This window comes from Pseudarthrobacter sp. CCNWLW207, assembly GCF_037203945.1.
GTDB lineage: Bacteria > Actinomycetota > Actinomycetes > Actinomycetales > Micrococcaceae > Arthrobacter.
The window spans coordinates 20933-42105 of the sequence record NZ_JBBCBS010000013.1 but is presented as its reverse complement, the minus strand read 5'-3'; the positions used below and the strand labels follow the sequence as shown (position 1 = coordinate 42105).

Below are 21173 nucleotides of genomic sequence, written 5' to 3'. Positions count from 1 at the left end.
GCGGTAGGTGGCGCGTGCCCAAGGGCCCGCCACCTACCGGCTGTCCGGCCCCAGGCTGCAGAACCTGGTCGGCCAGAGCAACGCGGCTCTTGGTCCAGCGCTCACGCGCCATCAGGCGATCGGATTTCAGACCTATCGAATCGGGAGGGGGCTGCTGCCGCCGGGGCTTTCGCTGGTGCTCTCCAGCATTGCGACGAGCTTGCCCACCTGGATGACGGCGGCCCTGATCCGTTCGGGGTCGCTGATGGTGAGGAATTGCAGCATGAGGCCGTCCAGGGCAGCAAAGATGGCCAAGGCGGCACCGTTGTCCACGTTGAGGCCCCGTTGCCTGAGGGCATCTTCAACAGTGCTCATGTAGTTCGCGTAAAGGCGTTCCACCAAGGCGCGTACCTCGGGATTGCGCCGGGATTCGAGAAGCATCTCGAACTGGAACAGCTGCAGCTCCGGTTCCCGCGAGACCGTTGCGAGGAGTGAATCGGCGAAGTTCTCGTCAAAGTCCGCGATCTTTTCCAGGCCTGTCTCCTCGATGGACCGCTGGATGGCCCACTCCATGGTGGCGGCAAGAAGACCTTCGATGGAACCGAAGTGATGAGTGACAAGGGTGTGGTTCACTCCTGCCCGGGACGCAACGGCACGGTACGTAACACCCCGCAGACCCTTTTCCCCGACGACGTCGATCACCGCGGACAGCAAGGCATCGCGCCCGTCTCCATAGGGCAACCGGGTTGACGGCTGGTTCATGCACCGAGTCTAGCCCTCCTGGTCGACTCTGGAAAAAGCATTGACAGCCAGAACTAAACAAACGTATAGTTTTGGAATGTGGCTGATATCACGCAGTGTGTACAGCCAACTCGAGCAGATTTCCTTTCCCGTGGAGCGCACCGTCGCGTGCCAGCAGGGACCTTCCAACACTTCTGCGCAGGCCTTGCGCCTTGCACACTTCTGAAAGAGCCAACGGATGAATCAAGAACCAGTCGGAATCTCTACACGCCCGGTGCTAGAGGATCCAGCGCCGGCCTCCTCCCCACGGCTGAGGCCGAACAAGCTCGGCGTCATCGCCATTGCCTTCTTTGCCATTGCCGCAGCCGCTCCCATGGCTGCGGTGGTGGGAGCCAGTCAGGTACTGTTTTCGGCCAGCGGCCCGGGAACGCCCGTTATCTACGTGATTGCTGCGCTGCTGGTGGCTCTCTTCTCCGTCGGATACCTGCGGATGAGCCAGCACATCACCAACGCGGGCGGCTTTGTCGCCTATATGGCCAAGGGTTTGGGCAACAAGTGGGCCACCGGCGGGGCCGGGATCGCCATCCTGACATACCTGAGCCTTCAGATTGGACTCTGGTCCCAGTTCGGTGTCTTTGCGCAGTTGCTGGTCGAAGGCCTCACAGGTATCAGCCTGCCGGTCTACTTCTGGATCGCTGTATTGCTCGCTGTGGTGACGGGCCTGACGATGCGGGGCGTCGATGCGAGCCTGAAGGTGCTGGGGGTCCTCATCCTTGGCGAAGCGTTTGCGGTAGCGGCCCTCGTGGTGTCCCTGATTGCCCAGAAGGGGCTAGGCATCTTCACCTTTGAAGGGTTCACCCCATCCAGTGTCTTCGGTCCGGGCCTGGGCATTTCCCTGCTGTTTGCCTTCGCCTGCTTCACCAGCTTCGAAGCAACCGTCGTCTTCGCCGAGGAGGCAAAGAACCCACGGCGCACCATTCCCCGGGCCGCTTATTTTGTGATCGCCTTCATTGGCATCTTCTACACCATCTCCACCTGGGCCATCAGCGGAGCCATCGGCATCGACAACATCCAAACCGTCGCCGCCGGAAACCCAGCAGGAATGGTCTTCGATCTCGCCGAATCCAGCGCAGGCTATTGGCTGAACCTGACCATGCAGATCCTCGTTGTCACGAGTTTCCTGGCCATGCTCCTGGGCCTGGCCAACATGTTCTCCCGGTACCTGTTTTCCCTCGGCCGTGCCGGAGCCCTGCCGGCCAAGCTGTCCTCCGTCTCCAAGACCGGCGCCCCGCACTTCGCAGGACTCGTCAATGGCCTCGTTCTCCTGGCGATCATCAGCATCTTCCTGCTCGCAGGCGCCGACCCCATTACAACCGTCTTTGCCTGGTTCGTAGCCCTTGGCACGGCGGGCTTCATCACCATCCTGCTGGTGACATCAGCTGCAATCGTCGTCTTCTTCGCCAGAAACCGGATCCGGGACAACCTCTGGGTCACCGTCATTGCACCGTCCCTGTCTTTCCTGGCCTTCATCGTCATCGGCTATCTGACGCTGGACAACTACGACGCATTGCTCGGCGGCGCTGGCGGCGTGGCCCGCTGGCTCTTGCTCGGCATCCCCCTCTTCTTCGTGGCCGGGATGGCCCGCGGCGCACAAAAGCCGTCCATCAATTTCGCCGCGGTCATCGGCTGACCAAAACCTCCACCTGACCAGTACAAACCAGCAGCACAACAACAAGGAACAAGAACATGACTTCAGCTGACATCCAGGACTACATCCCCGAAGATCAGTGGCCCCCGGTCTCCACCATGCTTGAAGGTTTCGGCGACCAGACCTTGCCCGCTTCCCCCGCCCTGGCCGGCACCACATTGAGCCTCCTGGACCAGGACGGCTCCCAGGCTGAGTACGTTTTTGACGATGAATCTGCGCTGGCGTGGAGCCTGAAGCGCGGTGACGTCACCGCCAGGGGAACGGCGAATTACAAGGCGATCGAAGCCCGACCCGGCATCTTCATCATCGACTTCATCCGAGGCGAAGGTCCGGCCGCAGAAAACGTCACCATCATCGCGGACCGCAACACGGGGGCCACAACAACCGGCGTTTCCCGGTTTGTCACCGTGGACGGCAGGACGCGGAGCACCACCGATTTCAGCCAGGCCAACACCGAGGGGTCCTCAGTGCGCCACCAGCGCTCCACGGCCCTGGTCGGCAAGCGGATCTACTACCGCTACAGCGACGTCGAAACGTACGAACACATCTACCTGAACCCGGGCACCTTCACCTGGAATTGCATCCGTGGCGGCGAGGCAGGGCTGGCCGACACCGACCGTTGCATGACCTGGGAAGTAGCAGATGACCTCTTCATCTTCTTCTGGACCGAAAAGGTCATGTGCGTCGAAGCCGTGCTGCTGGTGGACCTGCGCGAGCAGCGCTCCATCGGCCGGATGTTCGGCTGGGACGATCCTGCAAGCGAACCCGTCATCCTGCCCTTCAACTCCCGGCTCAGCGTCCTGAACACTACTGAATACCCGCAGGACTTCCAGAAGCATTAGTCACCATTGCTCGAAGAGGAGTAAAGAATGAAAACGTACGAATCATTGCTTGACGAGGTCACCGCGTTCTCGGGTCAGACCCGCACCATCCTTGACCCTGCTACTGGTGCGATCGTGGGTGAGGCGCCCATTCATGACCTTGAGTACCTTGAGCAGGCAGTCGCTGACGCGCAGGCCGCCCAGCCGGCCTGGGCCGCAATGGGCCACGACGCCAGGTCCGCCGCGCTACTCAAGGCGGCCGACGCCGTCGAACGCTCCGCCGAGGAACTGGCCCGGATCCTTTCCCGTGAACAGGGCAAGCCGCTGAACGGGCCGAATGCCCGCTTCGAGGTGGGCGCCTGCGCGGCATGGTTGCGCGCCGCGGCAACCATCCGGTTGGAGCCAGAAATGATTGTCGATGACGGCGAAACCCGGGCGGAGCTGCATTACCGGCCCATCGGCGTTGTAGGCGCCATCGGCCCGTGGAACTGGCCCATGATGATCGCCATCTGGCAAATCGCCCCCGCCCTGCGGATGGGCAACGCCGTGGTGGTCAAGCCCTCCGGCAACACCCCGTTGTCCGTCCTGGCGCTGGCCAAGGTCCTGAATGAGGAGCTTCCCGAAGGCATCCTGTCAGTGGTTTCCTGCGGCCGTGAGGTGGGCGCCCGGCTCACCGACCACCCCGCAATCGGCAAGATTATGTTCACCGGCTCCACCGCTGCAGGCCGCGCCATCATCAAATCCTCCGCGGACACCGTCAAGCGGCTCACGCTGGAACTGGGCGGGAACGACGCCGGCATCGTCCTGCCCGACGTCGATCCCAAGGCCATCGCACAGGACCTCTTCTGGGGCGCCTTCATCAACACGGGCCAAACCTGCGCAGCCCTCAAGCGCCTCTACGTCCACGAGGACATCTACGACGCTGTCTGCACCGAACTGACCACCGTCGCCAAGGCCATGCCGATGGGCAACGGCCTGGACGAAAACAACGTCCTGGGTCCGTTGCAGAACAAAGCACAGTACGACGTCGTCGCGAGCCTCGTGCAGGCAGCGAAAGACTCCGGCGCCCGCGTCCTGCTGGGCGGAGACCCGGACACCACCCAGCCCGGCTACTTCTACCCCACCACCCTCGTGGCGGACATCGACAACAACAACCCCCTCGTCACCGACGAACAGTTCGGCCCCGCCCTGCCCATCATCCGCTACCGCACCATCGACGAAGCAGTGGAAAAGGCCAACGGACTCGACGTCGGCCTCGGCGCCTCCGTCTGGTCCTCCAACCTGGATGCGGCCCGTGAAGTCGCGGGCCGCATCCAGGCCGGTACCGTCTGGATCAACAAGCACGGCGCCGTGGACCCCCGCATCCCCTTCGGCGGCGCCAAACAGTCCGGCTATGGCCTGGAGTTCGGCGTCGAAGGCCTCAAAGCCCTCGGCGTACCGCAGGTCATCAACGGCTAAGGAGTTAACCTTCCGTAGCCACGAGGCCGCCGCGGCGGGGCGCTGAAAAATCGGCGGTGTCGAGGCTGATCGTGAACGGTCCGTCATTGACCAGGGACACTTGCATCATGGCCCCGAACAGCCCGGTGGAAACCTCCGCCCCAAGGCCGCGCAGGGAAGCGACCAGGTGTTCAATCAGGGGCTCGCCAGTGTTCGCAGGCGCCGAGGGCCCGTCGACCGTTCCAACCTTTCCTCGAGCCGAAAGTCGCCGCCGGTTATCCCTTGGGGGTGACCTGCAGGCGGTCGAAGGAGACCTGCCCGCCGTCCTTGTCCAGGACCACCACGTCGTCGCGCCCGTTCTGGACGTCTGCCGGCAGGATGAATTCGACGGCGTCTTCCGTGGTGGGGAAGATCCAGCCGATCCGGTAACTCTGCTTGTTGAGATAGACGTAGTACCACTGCCCGTACTCAAGGTTGTGCAGGACGACTTTCTGGCCGTTGCGGTACTTGTCGCCGGTCTTCAGGTCGAAGGGCGGCATCTTCGCATCCAGGTCTTGGACGGTCAGGGCCGGAACCGCGCCAGGTTGTGCGGGCTGGATGTTCAGCTCTGTCCCGCCGCCGCTTACGGTGGTGGAGACCTCCTTGGATCCGTTGGCGGCCGTGGCTTCGAAGGTTACCGGCCCAAGGCCGCCCGCAGCGATGTCAGCAGCGGTCAGCACGTGGTCGCGGGTGGCCGTTACGCTGTCGCCGGCATTCAGGCGTTCCTGGCTGATGCCGGCCGCAGGGGCGCTGACACCGGTGAGCGCGACGTTGCCGGCATTGCCCAGCGTGTAGGTGTAGGTGAGGATATCCCCTGCTGAGGCGTACCGGTCGCCGTCGGAGTCTTTCCATTCGGCGGCAATAGTGCCTTCGAGTTTTGCGTCGCGGACCTTCAGGTCCACTTCGCCGCCGTCCACCGCGTAGGTGCGGGTGGTCTGGCCGGCGGCGCTGACCTCCCAAGTGGTGCGGGGGACGAAGAACCCCTGGTCGGCTTCGTCGGCGGTGACGGTGTGGCGGGGAGTGGCGCAGGTGTAGCCCTGTCCGGCCGGCAAGCTGCTGTACCGGCAGTTACCGGGCCCGTCGGGGACGAAGGGGCTGAAGTTTCCGGCTGTGGGGACGATCCTTTCCGTCAGCGGACTGGTGTTGGTGACATCGAACTTATAGGGGAACGCCTCACCCGCCACGTACGGCTGGGAGGCCAGGTCCCGGCCACTGTCATTGCGGCCGCCCTTGATGTCTGCGGAGAGCAGCCCGTCCCGCAGCGCCACGGCCGCGCCGGTGAACGCCACCGTCTTGGTGAGACTGGGAGTCGTGCTGGCTGTCACGGAGAACACCGCTTCGGGGACGAAGTAGCCGCGGGTCATGTCCTCCGCGGTCACGGTGTGCTTGGCCGTGGTGCACGTGTAGCTGGCACCGGCAGCCAGGTTGTTGTAGCGGCAGTTGGGGGCCGACGGCGGCAGGAAGCCTGCGTCGAACGTGCCCGAAACGGGGACGGAGTTGGCGGTGACGTTGGCCGTGCTCTTGACGTTGAAGGTGTAGTTCAGCACGTCACCGGCCTTGTAGGGGGTGGCTGCCACGTCACGCGCCGGTGTGGATCCGGTGATGGTGAGGCCCACCTGGGGTGCCACCGGCACGGTGGCCGTGAAGGTGGACTGCGCCACCCGGCCGTCCGCCGTCGTGAAGGCAGCGTTAAGGCTTTGCGGGCCGCTGGCGTTGGCGGGAGCGGTGAGGGTCACGTTGACGGTAACCGATGCGCCCGGCGCGACGTCAGGCACCGGCACGGTGGTGGCGGACCAGCCGGTGGGAGTATAGACGGTTGCGGTGGCGCCGGTCAGCGTACCGGATTCCTGGTTTGTTACCGTCACAGGCACTTGCTGGGTTGCCGCCGGCGCCGTGGTTACGGCGGGGACTGACAGTGGGGCGCAAGCATAGTTGAGCCAGGCGTCGTCGAAGGTGGTGAACTGCATGTTGTCCGTGTAGTTGGCCTCGTACAGGACACCGAATGTGCCATCCTCCAGCCGGGTCACTGTGGAGTACGCGGAGAAGCCGGGGCGGATGGTGCGCACACCGGGCCAGGTAGCGCCGTCGTCGCAGGAAATGCGCGCCGAGACGTTTTCCCGGGCTGTCTTGGAATTCGAGTTGGTGAAGATGAGTTTCTTCGCGTCGGCTGATCCCTGGGCCGCGGACGGGTACATCCGGGCGATGGCGCCGTTGTTGGCCGGGTCCGGAAGTTCGGTGTCCTGGGCGACCGGACCGTAGGTGGCTCCGCCGTCGCTGGAGAATGCGACCTTCCGGTAGCCCTGGTTGGCGTTGTCCCGCGAGTTCAGCAGCACCCGCCCGTCCGAGAGTTCAACGGTTTTGTTTTCGTCCATGCGGTCGCCCACGTCAGCGCCCTTGTGCCACGTCGCACCATGGTCGTCGGAGTAGACGCTGTAGGCCTGGATCCTGTTAATGCCGTCCGCCTGGCGGATGTCCCCCGCGTACTGCTGGATCAGCCGGCCCTTATGCGGACCGTACTTGAGCTGAATGCCTTCGCCGGAGGATGCGAAGTTGGAGCGGACATCGCCGGGCACCGGACTGGTTTTGCTGGTGCCAGGCTTGGTGACGTCAGTAATCAGGCGCGGCGCGCTCCAGGTGAGGCCTCCGTCGGAGGACTCGATGACGGCAGAGGAAATCACGTTCCGGTCTGCGTCATCGCTTCCGAACTGGCTGCCGAAGAATCCCTGGTCCTTGGAGTAGACAAAGAACGCGAAGACCTTCCCGGCCTCGGCGTCATAAATGTAGGAAGGGTCGCTGTAGCCGTACTTCGGGCCGGTCGCATCACCTGCGTGCCCGGCAGCGATGACGTGCAAGGCTCCCCAGGTCCGGCCGCCGTCGGTGCTGCGCCTCTGGACGATGGAGTTGGGGTTGGGGGCATCGGCAGCGCTGCCGGGCCTGCCGTCCCAGGCGGCCAGGACCACGCCGTTGCCGAGGTAGGTCAGGGCGGGAATGCGGTAAAAGAAGTTGTTCGCTGTCCTGTCCGCTGCCAGGTTCAGTTCCTGGAAGGAGCCTGGCGGGGCGGTGGGATTGTTGGACGGGATGGGGGTCGCTTGGGCAGCCAGCCCGCTTCCGGCCAGCAGAGCCAGTGCCAGTGCACTGGCTCCCGCCGCCCGGCCGATCGATCGTTGTCTGCTGCGTTTTGTCATTCTTAGCAAATCATTGCCCTTTCTGGACGCCGCTGAGCGGCTCTACATGGAGGCGTCGGTGCAGGTAACACCAATCCTCATTGCTCCTACATACGACGTCCTACCAACCTAGAGTGTGACGCGTCACAAAGCTAGAGCTGGCTACACTAAAGATGTGACATCCTATGTTCCCCGCGTGATCGAGTCCGCGTTTCCATCCACAGAGCACGTCCTGGCCGTTCGGGGTCACGCCGGTTACCGGCAGTACCGCATTCCGGCCCTGGCCGTGACCGCGCAGGGTACCCTGTTGGCCGCATACGACGGGCGGCCCAACCTTGATGATCTGCCCAGCCCGATCGATTTGCTGGTCCGCCGGAGCACGGATAACGGGCAGAATTGGGGACCCCAGCAGGTAGTGCGTACCGGGTCCGGATTGCAGGGCTACGGGGATCCAAGTCTGCTGGTAGATGCCGAAACAGGTCGGATCTTCCTCTTCCACGCCGCTGGAACGCGCGCCGGCTTTTTTGAATCCACCACAGGACTGGACCCGGATGACGAGTTGATTCAGCACTGCGACCTCAGCGTTTCCGACGACGACGGTGTGACCTGGCAGCACCGGCGGATCACTGCCCAGTTGAAGGCCAGCAGTTCCGCCGCCAGGGAGGTTACCGGCATTTTCGCCGCGGCCGGGCAGGGCATCCAGGTCCACACCGGACCGTACCTGGGTCGTCTCGTACAGCAGTTTGTGGTGCTCCGCGGCGGCCGGATCATGGCTGCGTCGGCCTACAGTGACGACCACGGGGACAACTGGACCCTGGGAGAACTTCTTGATGCAGCTCCCGGGGGCGCCGCGCCTAATGAGAACAAGGTGGCCGCGCTGGCCGATGGCCGGCTGCTCCTGCATAGCCGCGCCACTCCGCGGCGGCTTGCCGCCTTCTCGAACGACGGCGGGCACAGCTGGAGCAGGCTGGTTCCCGTCGAGGACCTGCCAGATCCCAGCGATAACGGCTCGCTTGCCCGCTTCGACGGACAGCCGGCGCTCGCCATGGGATCTGCAGCAACGGACCAGTGGCTGCTGGCGACCCACAACCACGACACCGATCTGCGCCGGAACACCGTGTTGAGCTTCTCCCCCGACAATGGGGCGACGTGGCCGACTAAGCTGGTCCTGTGCGCGGACAGCTCCGCATATTCGACCGTGACGCGCCTGCCCGACGGCAACATCGGTGTGCTGTACGAGCGCGGGGGCTACCGGGAGATAGTTTTTGTCTCCGTCCCTCCGGGCCAGCTGACAGATCAGCTTGACGCACGGACACCCGCAGTAACAGACCGCGGCGTGCACCCGGCCGGGCCAGGCCTTTCCTTCCACATGGAGCTGCGGTCCATCACCCCGGGACTGCCCGAAGTGTGGCAGGACGCCGGGGAGTCCCATGTCCTGGCCACGGACGGGAGCAGCTGGGGCGCCGGGACCTGGAAAGAGATTGGCCAGGGCTATTCACCGGAACAGGTCCAGGTCCTCGGCACCCGCGAGGCGCAGGACCTGAACTACGGTCCGGTAGTACCGGGCTACAAAACCGGGGACATCATCGCCTTCACCGGACGGGCAAGGAACGATGCGCCCGAGGCTGCTTACGGGGTCCGGCTTGCCGGCCCGGGCGCCGACGCCTTCCCCGAAACAGACCTTTCCGCCGGTGATCAGACCCTCTACTTCACGCCCGCCTACACCGTCACTGAAGAGGACGCCGGGCGAACGACCTTCGACGTCGCCTACACGCTCAGTGCAGTGCAGGGCGGATCCCCTCACAAATCGTCCCGGATCTTCCGCTTCGACGTCGCCACCGGAGCGGTCAGCGTCGAGGATACGTCCTCACCGTAACCAGATGAGGGATGGCCCAAGGGGCGTGCACACACTGCTGCGACAGAGCCCTGGCAGCGGCGGGCGCCGGCGGTGCTTATTCGATCAGCTCGCACATCTGCTGCAGCCGGGCGACACGCTCCTCCGGAGACAGCCCGTGCAGGGGAAGCCCAATCTTGAAGCCAGTGAGGGAAACCGGGCCGGCCGCGCGGAGACAGCGCTGGATTTCGCTGACGTTCAGCAGCGAGCCCGGCGGGGCGCCGGCCACCTCCACGGCAGGAAGATGGGCATCGATCCAGGGGTAGCCAAACTCGGTTTCCGTCGGTGAGCAGCCGGAGAACATCAGCCCGGCCAGGGCGCCGGCTTCCCGCGCCTGTGACAGGTGCTCCACGGCGGTGTCAGGGTTCTGCGTTTCAATGACGGACCGGGCCCAGTTCACGACGATTCCGGCTTGGTCCCACCCCTGCTCCCGAAGGGAACAGATGACATCCACTTCCTCGCTGAGGGTCAGGAATCCCTTTTCCGGCTTGCTTCCCGGACGGGGAGCATCGCAATGCTCGATCAGCAGACGGGTAGCGCCCCAGTCCCAGTCGAGCAATTCCTTGAAGGACTCCTTGAGGGCCCTGGGGGAGGAGGACCGAGGAGGGGCGGAGTGCAGTTCAACCGCCTCCACGGGGTGCCCTTCCTTGGCGAGCCTAAGGACGTAGTCCCGCAGTCCTGACACAAACTCCAGCGCCTCCAACCGGCCCTGGGTGTTAGTGGAAGCCAGGCCAAAAGTCTTCTCCCGGTTCAGGCGCTGCACGGTCCCGGGGATGGCGGTCACCACCGCGGACCAGCTTTCCGGGGCCCCGGCGGGCCAGGGACGGCCGCCGGACTCGCCGTAAGGGAGCTCCAGGCCCCGGATGGACGGAAGACGGCCGAGCTCTTCGTAAAACTGCTGTTGCTGCGGCGCTTCCGGCACGGCCGGGTACGCACCCACGATCAGGGACAATGTCGAACTCCTTTGGCGAACACCGGCACTTGACCGCCGCATGTGATGGGACTTACAGTTGTACCACGAGCTCGGACGTCCTACATCCGATAAACACCCTGGAATGGTGAGGCACCCTATGAACATGACTCTTAAGAACCTGCCGCTGGTCAATGACGCCAGCCGCCGGAACTTCCTCAAGCTGACGGGAGCCATGGGCGCCGCTGCAGCTTTCACCGCATCCGTCGCGGCATGCGGCAGCCCAGCAGCGACCACCACAACCGGCAGCTCCGCGGGCGCCGGTGCAGTCAACAAGGACCTCACCATCGAGGCAGGCATCTCCTACGCCCTCTCCACCGGATTCGATCCCCTGAGCTCCTCGGGTGCCACGCCGATGGCCGCCAACCTGCACATCTTCGAAGGCCTCGTTGAGCTGCACCCGGCCACCCGCGAACCGTACAACGCCCTGGCGGCGGCCGACCCCAAGAAGGTCAATGACACCACCTACCAGGTGACCATCCGGGACGGCGCCAAGTTCCACGATGGCTCTCCGGTCACCACCGAGGATGTGGCCTTCTCCTTCACCCGCGTGCTGGACCCGGCCAACAAGTCCCTGTTCTCGCAGTTCATCCCGTTCATCCAGGACGTCAAACCCGTTGACGACAAGACCGTGGAGTTCACCCTCAAGTACGCCTTCCCCGGCTTCGGGCCGCGCATCTCCGTGGTGAAGATTGTCCCCAAGGCGCTGGCCACGGACCTGAAGGCCTTCGACGCCGCTCCCGTCGGCACCGGCCCCTACAAGCTCGTCTCCGCCGTCAAGGACGACAAGATCGTCTTCGAAGCCTTCGCCGACTACAACGGCCCCAAGCCGGCACTGGCGAAGGGCATGACCTGGCTCCTGCTCTCGGATGCGGCTGCCCGCGTCACCGCCGTGCAGTCCGGCCGTGTCCAGGCCATCGAGGACGTCCCCTACCTGGACATCGACGGCCTGAAGTCCAAGGTCAAGGTTGAATCAGTGCAGTCCTTCGGCCTGATGTTCCTGATGTTCAACTGCAACAAGGCCCCGTTCAACAACAAGCTGGTCCGCCAGGCCCTGCACTACGGCCTGGACAAGGACGCCATCATCAAGAAGGCCCTGTTCGGCAACGCCAAGGCCGCCAGCTCCTACTTCCAGGAGGGCCACCCGGACTACGTCAAGGCCAAGAACGTCTACGGCTACGACGCCAAAAAAGCCGAAGATCTGCTGAAGGAAGCCGGCGTCACGAGCCTCGAATTCGAGCTGCTCACCACGGACACCGCCTGGGTGAAGGATGTTGCTCCGCTGATCCTCGAATCCTGGAACAAGATCCCGGGCGTGAAGGCCTCCGTGAAGAGCATCCAGTCAGGGGCCCTGTACACCGACCGCGTCGGTGCCGGCGACTACTCAGTGGTCGCAGCCCCGGGCGATCCGTCCGTCTTCGGCAACGACGCTGACCTGCTGCTGAGCTGGTTCTACTCGGGTGCCACGTGGATGGAAAAGCGGGCCTACTGGACTGCCCCGGAGCGGGCCAAGCTGCAGGAGCTGATGAACAAGGGCTCCCAGGCCGCCGGCGCCGACGCCAAGAAGATCACCGGCGAGATTGTGGACCTCGTTTCCGACGAACTCCCGCTCTACCCGATCTTCCACCGCCAGCTGCCGTCCGCCTGGGACGACAAGAAGCTCAACGGCTTCAAGCCCCTTCCCACTACCGGCATGTCGTTCATCGACGTCGGACGCACCGCCTAGCAACCCCTGGTTGCCAGGCCCACCAACTCGACGCAGCAGGGGGCTGTGGCCGGCTGGCCATGGCCCCCTGGCCGAGAAGCACCACCCCGTGACGCGGTCCCCGCCGCGGCACACCCAACAAACCGGAGAACAAATTGGTCACGATATTGCGCCTGCTCGGCCGCAGGCTCGCTGCACTGCCATTGATGATCCTGGGCATCACCCTGCTGGTCTTCCTCGTCCTGCAGGCCGCTCCCGGCGACCAGGCCAGCTCAGCCCTGGGCGAAGGCGCCAGCGAAGAAGCGAAGCAGCAGTACCGCCAGGAAAACGGCCTGAACGATCCGCTGGTCGTGCAGTACTTCGCCTTCCTTGGCAAGCTGCTGCAGTTCGACCTCGGCGTCACCACCCCGCCGGCAAAGTCGGTGTCCTCCATGATCGGCTCAGCGTTTCCCCTCACGCTGCAGCTGACCTTCCTGGGCGTCATCATCGCAATCGTCCTGTCCCTCGCCTTCGGCATCCTCGGCGCACTCCACCGGGACAAATGGCAGGACCAGCTGGTCCGCGTCTTCTCAATCGCCGCGATCGCCACGCCGTCGTTCTGGCTGGGCATCCTGCTGATCCAGTGGTTCGCTCTCGGGGCCACCCCGATGTTCCCCTCGGGCGGCATCGCGACGCCGGAATCGGGCTTTGGCGGCTGGCTCAACTCGATGGCCCTTCCGGCCCTCGCCCTCGGCATCCCGGTCTCTGCCTCGCTGATCCGCGTGGTCCGCACCTCGATGGTGGAGGAACTGGACCGTGATTATGTCCGGACAGCCATTGGCAATGGTGTCCCCTACCGCGAAGTCGTCTCCAGGAATGTCCTGCGCAACGCCCTGGTCACACCGGTGACCGTGCTGGGACTGCGCGTGGGCTACCTGCTGGGCGGCGCCGTCGTGATTGAAATGATCTTCGCCCTGCCCGGCATGGGCCAGCTCATCCTCAACGGAATCACCAACCTGGACGTGAACCTGGTCCAGGGCGTGGTGCTCACCATCTCCGTCACCTTCGTTCTGGTGAACATCGTGGTGGACCTCCTGTACCTGCTCATCAACCCCCGAATCAGGACGGTATAGCTCATGCGCAGCAAGCTCGCTGAACGGCTGAGTGCCCCGGGCATCCGTTTCAAGGCCCTGCCTTGGGGCTCACGCATCGCCCTCCTCTTCCTCATCATGATTGTGCTCGCGGCCGTGTTCGCACCGGTCATCGCCCCGCACGATCCGCTGGAGACCTTCATCCCGGCCACCCCGCCGGGCGCCGAGCACTTCTTCGGCACCGACCGGCTGGGCCGGGACATCTTCTCCCGCCTGCTGTTCGGCGCCCAGTCCTCGCTCATGATCGGCCTCGGCGCCGTGACCCTGGCCATCCTGGTGGGTGCTCTGCTGGGCTCCTTCGCAGCGACGTCCAGCAAGGCCGTGAACGAACTGATCATGCGCCTCATGGACATCCTGATGGCGTTCCCGGGTATCGCCCTGGCCGCCGTGCTGCTGGCGGCGTTCGGCAACTCGGTTCCCACCATCATCATCGCGATCGCCATCATCTACACCCCGCAGCTGGCGCGCGTGGTCCGCGCCAACGTCCTGTCCCAGTACGGCGAGGACTACGTCCGTGCTGAGCGCGTGATCGGCGCCGGCCGCTTCTACATCCTGCTCAAGCACATTGTCCGCAACACCGCCGCTCCCGTCCTGGTCTTCGCCACGGTCATGGTGGCCGACGCCATCATCCTCGAGGCCTCGCTGTCCTTCCTTGGTGCCGGCGTGCAGGATCCCGCACCTTCGTGGGGCAACGTGATTTCCTACGGCCGCAACCTGGTCCTGTCCGGCGGCTGGTGGGCCACCACCTTCGCCGGTGCCACCATCCTGCTGACCGTGCTCTCGCTGAACATCCTCGCCGAAGGCCTCACTGACGCGATGGTGAACCCGAGACTGCGCAAGGCAGTGACAGTGAAGGACGACGACGGTTCGGCTGCGGCTGTTTCCGGCGCAGCGGTTGGTGCCGCCGTCGACACCGAGATCGCAACGTCCGTGACCCAGCCGTCGGTGGTGGAGGAACACGAGCTCGACGGCGTCCGCGCCGCCTACGGTGATGTCCTCACCGAGGAGCACTACAACGAGGCCGCCATCCTTTCCGATCCGAAGCTCGCCGCGGCGAACCCGCACCTGCTGCTGGACAGGGAACTGGAACTTCTCTCCTCCATCGAGGCCCGGCGCACAGACCGCCTCCCCCAGGTTCCGGCCGGCGCCCGCACCGTACTGGAAGTCAGGAACCTGTCCATTCGCTTCCCCGGCCGCTTCGGCGACACCGCGATCGTGGACAACGTCTCCTTCACGGTACGCGAAGGAGAAACCATGGGCCTGGTGGGCGAATCCGGCTGCGGCAAGTCCATCACCTCCCTCGCGGTCATGGGCCTGCTGCCCAGGACCGCGGAGGTCACCGGATCCATCACATTCGACGGCAAGGAACTGCTGGATCCTGCCACCAGGCACAGCAGCACCAAGGCGTATGAGGGCCTGCGCGGCGAACAGATCGCAATGGTCTACCAGGACGCCCTAAGCTCCCTGAACCCGTCCATGAAGATCAAGGACCAGATGGAGCAGCTGACCAAGCGCGGCGGCCGGAAAACCCCCACCGAGCTGCTGGAAATGGTCAAGCTCGATCCCGTCCGCACGCTCGCCAGCTACCCGCACGAGCTCTCCGGCGGCCAGCGCCAGCGCGTGCTGATCGCCATGGCCCTGTCCCGCTCACCGAAGATCGTGGTGGCCGATGAGCCCACCACCGCCTTGGACGTCACCGTCCAGAAACAGGTGGTGGACCTGCTCAACGAACTGCGTGAACAGCTCGGCTTCGCCATGGTCTTCGTCAGCCACGACCTCGCACTGGTGGCGTCCCTGGCCCACCGCATCACTGTGATGTACGCCGGCCAGGTGGTGGAGTCCGCCCAGGCTTCCGAGCTGCTGCAGAACCCCAGGCACGAATACACCCGTGGGCTGCTGGGTGCCGTCCTCTCCATTGAGGCCGACGCCGTCCGCCTGCACCAGATCCCCGGCACCGTCCCATCGCCACGCGACTTTGCGCCGGGTGACCGCTTCGCCCCGCGGTCCCTGCGGTCCGACGCCGACCCCAACCAGCAGCTGGTCCTCACCTCCGTCGGCGCCGCCGGCGGCGGGGACGCCGACCACTACTGGGCGAGCCACCTGAAGGAGGATGCAAAATGAGCATTTCCACCGGCAAGCCGGTCATCGAGCTCAAGGACGTGAAGGTCCACCACCACGCACGCGGCGGCGGGCTCTTCCGCCCGAATATCGTCAAAGCCGTTGACGGCGTCGACTTCAGCATCAGCCGCGGCGAAACCGTGGGCATCGTGGGCGAGTCCGGCTGCGGCAAGTCCACCCTCGCGTCAGTGCTGGTGGGGCTGCAGGCTCCCACGTCGGGCGAAGTGCTTTTCCACGGCAAGCCCGCCATCAAGCGGAATGCCGCCATGCGCAAGGAATTCGGCCGCTCAGTGTCCGTGGTCTTCCAGGACCCGGCCACCGCGCTGAACCCGCGCATGACGGTGCAGGACATCCTCACCGACCCCCTGCAGATCCACGGCATCGGCACGGCCGCCACCCGCGCGGCCAAGGTCAAGGAACTGCTGGCCCTCGTGGGCCTGCCTCAGTCGGCGGCCGAGGTGACGCCGTCGCAGGTTTCCGGCGGCCAGCGCCAGCGGGTGGCGATCGCCCGCGCCCTGGCACTGGATCCGGACATCATCGTGGCGGACGAGCCGACGTCGGCCCTGGACGTTTCAGTCCGGGCGCAGGTGCTGAACCTGCTCTCTGACCTGAAGACCCAGCTGAACCTCGGCATGGTGTTCATCTCCCACGACATCCAGACCGTCCGGTACGTATCGGACCGGATCTGCGTCATGTACTTCGGCAAAATCGTGGAACAGGGCACCGCTGCGCAGGTCTTCGACAGCCCCACCAACGACTACACAAAGAGGCTGCTGGGCGCCGCCCCGAGCCTCCTCCACATCTAGCTTTCCCCCTCATCAGTTACAACCAACGGAGAATTCACGTGCCTACCCAGTTCCAGGGCGTCATCCCGCCCGTCGTCACCCCCCGCCACGCGGACGGCAGCATCGACACCGCCTCGCTGCAGAACCTCACCAGGCACCTGCTCGACGGCGGCGTGTCCGGACTTTTTGTCCTGGGCTCCTCCGCTGAGGTCCCCTACATGACCAACACGGAGCGTGAACTGGTGGTCAGCACCATCGCGGAGGCCAACGCGTCTGCTGGTGCTAAAGCGGTGCCCCTGATAGTGGGTGCCAACGAGCAGACCACCAACCGCGTGATCGAGGAGGCACGCAAAGTTGTGGATCTTGGAGCTGACGCCATCGTCGTCACCTCCATGTACTACGCCATCGGCAACGCGGAGGAGACCGAAACGCACTTCCGCACTATCCACGCAGCCATCGACAAGCCGATTTTCGCGTACGACGTTCCCGTCCGGACGCACTTCAAGCTCCCCACCGACCTGCTGGTCCGGCTGGGCCGCGACGGCGTCATCGCCGGCGTCAAAGACTCCTCCGGCGACGATGTCTCCTTCCGCCAACTCCTGCTCGCTGCCCGGGAAATCGACAACTTCGACATCTTCACAGGTCACGAAGTAGTTGTTGACGGCGCCCTCCTCGGCGGTGCACAGGGCGTAGTGCCAGGCCTCGGCAACGTTGACCCGCGCGGCTACCGCAACCTCTTCCAAGCCGCGCAGGCCGGCGACTGGGCCAAGGCCGCCGCCGAACAGGACCGGCTCGCGGACCTGTTCGAAATCGTCTACACCCCCAACGGCCGCGTCTCCGGCGGGGCCGCCGGGCTAGGGGCGTTCAAGACCGCCCTGCAGATCATGGGCGTCATCGAGTCCAACACCATGAGTGCCCCCATGCCCGCGCTGAACGAAGAGGAAACCACCGCAATCAAGGTCATCCTCGAACGCAACGGCCTCCTCTAGGCGCGGGCGCTGAAGCTGATGCACGCCATTGGTGTTGACCTGGGCGGCACTAAAACTGCTGCCGGGGTCGTCTCAGACAAGGGTGAAGTGCTGTTCTCCGAAACCATTCCCACTCTCCACCGCGATGGCGGCGACGCAATTCTCGGCGCCACGGCCAGACTGATTGCTGGACTCACAAGACGCGCTGCTGCCGCCGGAATCCTCGTCGAGCATGTCGGCGTTGGTTCGGCAGGTGTCATTGACGCCCGGAATGGCGAAGTGGTTTCAGCAACTGACGCGATCCTCGGCTGGGCTGGAACAGCCATTACAGCTGGCCTGGCAGCGCGGCTGAACCTGCCGCCGGCGTCTATTCGGACAGTGAACGACGTCCACGCCCACGCGCTCGGCGAGGCCTGGACCGGTGCCGCCGACGGGACCGCCAGTTCACTCCTGGTGGCCTTCGGCACCGGCGTCGGCGGCAGCTTCGTCCTTGACGGCAAACCGGTTCTGGGGCACCGCTATGTGGGAGGACACGTTGGCCACTTTGCCTCGCCATACGCCTTCCACAACGGCCAGCCACTGCCCTGTGTCTGCGGCGGATCAGGCCATCTCGAAGCCGTCGCCTCAGGGCCGGCAATCCCGGAAGCTTACCGTCGGCTGGGCGGGGAGGCTCATTCACCGGACGCCCGCGGTGTCTTTGCCCTGGCCGCCAACGGGGACGCTGTCGCCATCAGGACCATCAACACAGCAGCGGCCGCGGCAGGGCAGGCCGTAGGGGGGCTCGCCAACATCCTGGACCCTGAAGTGGTCGTGGTCTCCGGAGGGCTCACGGATGCAGGAGACTCCTGGTGGCTGCCCATGGCACGGGCCGTCCGGACCGAACTCCTCCCAGCCCTGACCGGCCTTCCTTTGCTTCCCGCCTCACGTGGCAACGCAGCCGCCATCATCGGTGCCGCAAGGCTAGTACTGACTGATGCACTCACTCTCCAAAGGACCTGACCCATGATTCTCTCCCCCGATGGCCTTGAATCCTTGCGGGGCCGGCTCATCGTGTCCTGCCAGGCCTACCCGGGCGAGCCGATGCGCGATCCCCGCACCACCGCACAGGTCGCCGCTTCCGCAGTCATCGGCGGCGCGGCCGCGGTCCGGGTGCAGGGCCTGGCGGATATCCAGCACACGCGCGCGGCGGTGGAGGTCCCGGTCATCGGACTCTGGAAGGACGGGCACGACGGCGTTTTCATCACCCCCACCCTCCGGCACGCCCTCGCGGTAGCGAACGCCGGCGCCCACGTCGTGGCCATCGACGGCACCCGCCGCGCACGGCCGGATCTCCTCACGCTCGCCCAGACAGTGGCAGGCATCCACGCCGAATCCCACGCACTGGTCATGGCTGACTGCGGGTCGCTCGAGGACGCAGCTGCCGCCGTTGACGCCGGCGCAGATCTGGTCGGCACCACGCTTGCCGGCTATTCCGGCGAACGGCCCAAAACACAGGGCCCGGACCTTGAACTGTTGGAACAAATCGCCGCGGCGGCCTTCGGCGTGCCGCTCATCGCCGAAGGCCGGCTGCACACCCCCGAACAGGCAAGGCAGGCACTTGACGCCGGGGCCTTCGCAGTGGTGGTGGGAACAGCCATAACGCACCCAACCACCATCACCGGCTGGTTCACGGACGCCCTGAAATGACCTCCAAGACGCCGCCGGCCTTCCTGCTGTCCGGCACGATCGTCAGCGACGGAGCTGTTCTTGAGGACTCGGTGGTGGCCGTTTCCGGGGAGCGCATCGCCTACGCCGGCCCAAGGGCAAGCTTCGATACACGCTCTTTTCCCGGGCCGGAGGAAGTCGAGCTGCCGCCTGGAACCCTCCTCCTGCCCGGCCTCGTGGACCTGCACTGCCATGGCGCAGCAGGCGGTGACTTCTCCGGGGGCGATCTCCCAGCAGCCCGCTCCGCGGTGGACTTCCTCCACAGCAGCGGTACCACCACACTCCTGGCGAGTCTGGTAACCGCTCCCCGCAAGGACCTTTTGCGCGGGGCCGAAACCCTGCGTGTGCTCGCTGACGAGGGACTGATCGCCGGAATCCACGCCGAGGGCCCGTTCCTTTCCCATGCGCGCTGCGGGGCCCAGGATCCGCGGTTTCTCCTCGAACCGGACCTCCACCTGCTCCGGGACCTGGCCGACAGCTCCGGCGGACACCTGCGCACCATGACCTATGCTCCCGAGCTGCCAGGCGCCGCAGCACTGGTTCAGGAGCTGGTTGGTCTCGGTGTCACCCCATCCCTGGGACACACAGACGCGGATACATCCACGACGGCGGACTCCCTCAGCCAGGCAGCGGAACTTCTGGCCTCGTCCCGGTGCGGAACCTATGCGCGGCCCACGATCACCCACCTGTTCAACGGGATGCCCCCTTTGCACCACAGGCAGCCCGGGCCGGTTGCCGCATGCCTGCTCCTGGCAGCATCGGGCACTGTTGCGGTGGAGCTTGTTGCCGACGGTGTCCACCTCCACCCGGACACGGTCCGGATGGTCTACGCACTCGCTGGCAGCGAGAACGTTATTCTCGTGACCGACTCGATGGCTGCCACCGGACTGCCCGACGGCGACTACGACCTTGGTCCCGCACGGGTCTGCGTCGGCGGCGGCGAGGCCCGGCTCAAGAGCAATGGTTCACTCGCGGGCGGTACGGCAACCCTGCTGGACGTTGTGCGCCGGACAGCTGAATCAGGTGTGGACGCGGCGGCCGCCGTGCTGTCCGCCACTGCCGTTCCCGCCAGGATTCTTGGCCTTCAGGATGACGTTGGCAGCCTTACCGCCGGGCTTCTGGCCGACATTCTGGCCGTGGACAGTCACTTCCGGCCCGTCACGGTGTTCCGCCGCGGCCTTATGCTCCGCCGCCCGGCCGTAAGCATGGCGGCGACTGTTCCCTAGGTCAGGCGCAGGGGGCCGCTACCCGCACAGCAACCTGCCCCTCCCGGCCACTTAGCTGCATCGCGGCAGCTTCATCTGCCACCACCGTGACATGCGGGTGCAACTGCAGGACGGAACCGGGGCAACCCGGCGACACCGGACCATTGAGCGCTGCTGCCAGGACTTCGGCCTTGTCGGCCCCGTTGACCACCATCAGCAACTGCCGCGCCTCCAGGATGGTCCCGAGGCCCTGCGTGATGCATTTGGTCGGTACGTCGGCAACAGACCGGAAGTAGCGCGCGTTGGCCTGGCGGGTGCGCTCTGCCAGGACTTCCACCCGGGTGCGGGAATCAAGTTCCGAACCGGGCTCATTGAAGGCGATATGGCCATTGTGGCCGATTCCCAGGATCTGCACGTCCACGCCTCCCCCGGCACGGATGGCGGCGTCATAAAGGTCTGCTGCCCGGTGGGGATCGTCCGCGCCGCCGGCAGGAACTGAAACAAGGGCCGGATCCAGACCCAGACGTTCTGTCACTTCACGGCGGACCACCTCGGCATAGCTTTGCGGATGCCCGGCCGGAAGGCCCACGTACTCATCGAGGGCAAACGCGCGGACGCGGGACAAGTCCAGTCGGTGCTCGGCCAGCGCCTCGTAAACCGGGATCGGCGAGCTGCCCGTAGCGACACCAAGAACCGCATCCGGCTTGCTCCGGATGACAGCGGCAAGAATCCCGGCGGCGACAGCTCCGGTGCCCGCTGCATCGGGGACTACAAAAATTTCCATGGCAAAGGGAGCTCTTTCGTA

At 65.0% G+C, this 21173-nt stretch carries 16 protein-coding genes and 1 pseudogene; 12 read left to right on the top strand and 5 right to left on the bottom strand.

From position 1 onward, the window contains the following. Positions 1–132: 132 nt before the first annotated feature. On the bottom strand, positions 133–741 hold the full coding sequence (locus tag V9L17_RS18470; protein WP_337352437.1) for a TetR/AcrR family transcriptional regulator: 609 nt from the start codon (positions 739–741) through the stop codon (positions 133–135). A 217-nt stretch (positions 742–958) separates the two neighbouring features. On the opposite strand from V9L17_RS18470, the gene V9L17_RS18465 reads away from it, so the two are divergent. Genes V9L17_RS18465 through V9L17_RS18455 form a run of 3 tightly spaced genes read left to right on the top strand, consistent with a single transcriptional unit; the run spans position 959 to position 4707 of the window. Next, positions 959–2410 carry an APC family permease gene (locus tag V9L17_RS18465; protein WP_337352436.1) on the top strand — a complete coding sequence of 484 codons (1452 nt, stop codon included), beginning with the start codon at positions 959–961 and terminating at the stop codon, positions 2408–2410. 56 nt (positions 2411–2466) lie between these two features. Then, positions 2467–3270, top strand: a complete 804-nt coding sequence (locus V9L17_RS18460) for a MoaF C-terminal domain-containing protein (protein WP_337352435.1) — start codon at positions 2467–2469, stop codon at positions 3268–3270. A 27-nt stretch (positions 3271–3297) separates the two neighbouring features. Then, positions 3298–4707: an aldehyde dehydrogenase family protein gene (locus V9L17_RS18455; protein ID WP_337352434.1), complete on the top strand. Its 1410-nt coding sequence runs from the start codon at positions 3298–3300 to the stop codon at positions 4705–4707. A 4-nt stretch (positions 4708–4711) separates the two neighbouring features. On the opposite strand, the pseudogene V9L17_RS18450 reads toward V9L17_RS18455, so the two are convergent. Together V9L17_RS18450 and V9L17_RS18445 are read right to left on the bottom strand one after the other, a co-directional pair. Then, positions 4712–4897, bottom strand: a pseudogene (locus tag V9L17_RS18450) (D-aminoacyl-tRNA deacylase); the annotation flags it as partial. 64 nt (positions 4898–4961) lie between these two features. After that, on the bottom strand, positions 4962–7910 hold the full coding sequence (locus V9L17_RS18445; protein ID WP_337352433.1) for an exo-alpha-sialidase: 2949 nt from the start codon (positions 7908–7910) through the stop codon (positions 4962–4964). 154 nt (positions 7911–8064) lie between these two features. Here V9L17_RS18445 and V9L17_RS18440 point away from each other — a divergent pair, with 154 nt between their 5' ends. After that, positions 8065–9765, top strand: coding sequence for a sialidase family protein (locus V9L17_RS18440; protein ID WP_337352432.1), 1701 nt, complete (start codon positions 8065–8067; stop codon positions 9763–9765). A 76-nt stretch (positions 9766–9841) separates the two neighbouring features. Here V9L17_RS18440 and V9L17_RS18435 read toward each other — a convergent pair whose 3' ends face one another. Then, entirely contained in the window at positions 9842–10735 is an 894-nt protein-coding gene (locus tag V9L17_RS18435; protein WP_337352431.1) for a DUF4862 family protein, read from the bottom strand. A 103-nt stretch (positions 10736–10838) separates the two neighbouring features. Here V9L17_RS18435 and V9L17_RS18430 point away from each other — a divergent pair, with 103 nt between their 5' ends. From V9L17_RS18430 to V9L17_RS18395, 8 genes are all read left to right on the top strand, one after another. Next, positions 10839–12479, top strand: a complete 1641-nt coding sequence (locus V9L17_RS18430; RefSeq protein WP_337352430.1) for an ABC transporter substrate-binding protein — start codon at positions 10839–10841, stop codon at positions 12477–12479. Positions 12480–12613: 134 nt separating this feature from the next. Next, on the top strand, positions 12614–13570 hold the full coding sequence (locus tag V9L17_RS18425) for an ABC transporter permease (protein ID WP_337352429.1): 957 nt from the start codon (positions 12614–12616) through the stop codon (positions 13568–13570). A 3-nt stretch (positions 13571–13573) separates the two neighbouring features. Beyond that, positions 13574–15709 carry a dipeptide/oligopeptide/nickel ABC transporter permease/ATP-binding protein gene (locus V9L17_RS18420; RefSeq protein WP_337352428.1) on the top strand — a complete coding sequence of 712 codons (2136 nt, stop codon included), beginning with the start codon at positions 13574–13576 and terminating at the stop codon, positions 15707–15709. Continuing rightward, entirely contained in the window at positions 15706–16512 is an 807-nt protein-coding gene (locus tag V9L17_RS18415; RefSeq protein WP_337352427.1) for an ABC transporter ATP-binding protein, read from the top strand. The genes V9L17_RS18420 and V9L17_RS18415 overlap by 4 nt, the downstream gene beginning before the upstream one ends. 38 nt (positions 16513–16550) lie before the next feature. Further along, positions 16551–17480 (top strand): dihydrodipicolinate synthase family protein, encoded by a 930-nt coding sequence (locus tag V9L17_RS18410; protein ID WP_337352426.1) that lies wholly within the window; start codon positions 16551–16553, stop codon positions 17478–17480. An 18-nt stretch (positions 17481–17498) separates the two neighbouring features. Next, a complete protein-coding gene (locus tag V9L17_RS18405) occupies positions 17499–18458 on the top strand; it encodes an ROK family protein (protein ID WP_337352425.1) in 960 nt (319 codons plus the stop codon). A 3-nt stretch (positions 18459–18461) separates the two neighbouring features. Further along, positions 18462–19145 carry an N-acetylmannosamine-6-phosphate 2-epimerase gene (locus V9L17_RS18400; protein WP_337352424.1) on the top strand — a complete coding sequence of 228 codons (684 nt, stop codon included), beginning with the start codon at positions 18462–18464 and terminating at the stop codon, positions 19143–19145. Next, entirely contained in the window at positions 19142–20389 is a 1248-nt protein-coding gene (locus V9L17_RS18395; RefSeq protein WP_337352423.1) for an N-acetylglucosamine-6-phosphate deacetylase, read from the top strand. The genes V9L17_RS18400 and V9L17_RS18395 overlap by 4 nt, the downstream gene beginning before the upstream one ends. A gap of 1 nt (position 20390) precedes the next feature. Here V9L17_RS18395 and V9L17_RS18390 read toward each other — a convergent pair whose 3' ends face one another. Continuing rightward, entirely contained in the window at positions 20391–21152 is a 762-nt protein-coding gene (locus tag V9L17_RS18390) for a glucosamine-6-phosphate deaminase (protein ID WP_337352422.1), read from the bottom strand. Positions 21153–21173: the final 21 nt, after the last annotated feature.